This is a genomic window from Serratia sp. N21D137, from assembly GCF_047530005.1.
Lineage (GTDB): Bacteria > Pseudomonadota > Gammaproteobacteria > Enterobacterales > Enterobacteriaceae > Chania > Chania fonticola_B.
Genome location: NZ_JBLJAJ010000093.1, coordinates 1 through 2183, shown reverse-complemented (window position 1 = coordinate 2183; position 2183 = coordinate 1). Strand labels below are relative to the sequence as shown.

Genomic DNA, 2183 nt, shown 5'->3' with positions numbered 1-2183 from the left:
TGCCCATACGCTCCTCCTATGCTCAAACTATAGGGCAGGATCGTCTACCGGGGTGGGGTCAGTCCAAACAGATGGTTGTGGGAAAGCCTCATTGCTCTTAATGCCTGGCTAAAAAATGAGCTTAACGTACAATAATTTTCGATATCCAAACTGACCCCTTAAAGACGGTTGAGGCAGCAACGCTGCCGTGCTCGCACCGAAGGTGCGCTACGTTCAAAGCGCATCTGAGCTGAGAAAGATTTAAGCCAGATGTAATCTGACAGATACCTGTATAAATAACCGATAACTATCAGATCAGGTCTGAGCTAATACAGCTGGAACGATTTATTTTTTAAGAAAAAATCATTTATCACTTCCATACACTGCATCAATAGCTATTTTTGCGGCATTTTTAATTACTGTTTCGTCATGTTTGTCGTTTTGATTAGGACGCGTTGTATACACAGCGATAACGGCAGGTGAATTGGCGTCAGGCCATAAAATAGCAACATCATTAGCTGTACCATAGAAACCACAGGTACCTGTTTTATCGCCAACAACCCATTTATCTGGAACAGCAGCTCTGACTCGCGCATTACCAGTAGTATTGCCTTTAAGCCAATCCTGTAGTAAGGCTTTATTTTTAGCATCAAGTACAGAACCAAATGCAATATTTTTAAGGCTCACTGCCATTGCTTTCGGAGTGGAAGTATCACGGTTATCGCCTGGAATAGCTGAGTTTAATTCTAATTCCCAGCGATCAAGCCTGAAGTCAGTGTCTCCCGTTGACCGCATAAATGCAGTCAAACCTTCAGGACCTCCTATGTATCTTTCCATTAATAGATTAGACGCTCCATTGTCACTGTACTGAATTGCTGCCATAGCCAAAGTCTGCACACTTGTACCCGTTTCGCGGTATTTTTCTGATACAGGAGAATGCTTCTCCATAACACGACCGGCATACTTCACCGTATCATCAAGAGAAACCGATTTGTCCTGAGTTATTTTTAATACGGATGCAGCAAGGAACGCCTTAAATGAACTGCATAAAGGAAATATCTCATCTTGCCTGTAGGAAAACTCTGTCCCATTTTTTGTATTTAAAAGATAAACACCTATCCGCCCTCCAAAAGCAGTTTCCAGTTCCTTAATTTTAGCCAAACCATTACTTTCCTGAGTGGCGAATGAGTTAAATGAAACAAAAGGAAGATAGAGCGAAAAAACAAGGATAATTGCATTCTTTTTACAAAAAAACATATTTAACACCTCTATAAAGTTTAATAGTCATTAAACAGACATTCATCCACTATCTTTTTGTGTATATGCCGCACTTAACGGCACATGTAAACCACAAAAAGAACCTACATATTTGCATAGAATAATAAAAGCTTGTTAGCTTTTTTATTTATCTACATGCCAATGAAATCATTTATTGAAAGTTTTTCGCTGGCTGCAAAAAAAATAAATACATTGATAATTTATCAATTATTTATGACCATGTAAACAGAAGTCATGATATTAATTTGCTGCTTCACTCATAGAGTCCGCCTCAAACGCTCTGTGATATTTACTTCCGAAAAAAACATCTTTTTTTAGCGCATAAATAGTTTGATAGCCTTCCACTAACAGCACCTGAAACAGGTTTTTCTTGAAAAGGAAAAGCCAAAATAATTCATAAACACATTATCCACACTGAATGCATCATGAAATGGGAGCTCAATTGAAATATCGAAAAAATCAACATAAAAATAGCGTGATCATATTAATTTTTATCCATTTTTTTTAGTAAATATAAAATTGAGTAATCATTATTTAGATGAAATCCTAAAAATCACTGTGTTCAACAGCATAATGCCTTGAATTATACATTTGTTCTTTATGGTGACAAGCTATAAAATATTTGCTTAGCCATAAGTAAAACTTTTAGGTTAGTACACCATGAAAAGTCGCCTCCCATTGAACGGTAGCGCGCAACTCCTCCTGATGGTACGGTATCGCGATAGGTTATGCGTAAAATTGCCATTTTTGCTGTGCTTTTAAGCTAAAATCCATTTTCCAGGCGCACTTGTCCAGCGCCGGGCCCCATTCCCACTCGAAACGCAACAAAGTGACCCACTGGCCAGACCCGGATAAAATCACCGCTCTGGCCCTACTGGAGAGCCTGTTGCATGCAGGGAAAACATCTGACTCAGAAAGAGCGGTTC

2 protein-coding genes are annotated in these 2183 nt (G+C 38.9%); both read right to left on the bottom strand.

What is annotated here, in order from left to right:
* Nucleotides 1-342 precede the first annotated feature (342 nt).
* Complete coding sequence (blaFRI, locus tag ACMV5H_RS25375; RefSeq protein ID WP_414822783.1) at nucleotides 343-1236, bottom strand: FRI family carbapenem-hydrolyzing class A beta-lactamase; 894 nt, start codon at nucleotides 1234-1236, stop codon at nucleotides 343-345.
* Between the two features lie 747 nt (nucleotides 1237-1983).
* The coding region (locus tag ACMV5H_RS25370; RefSeq protein WP_414822782.1) for a hypothetical protein at nucleotides 1984-2183 on the bottom strand (200 nt) is incomplete at its 5' end.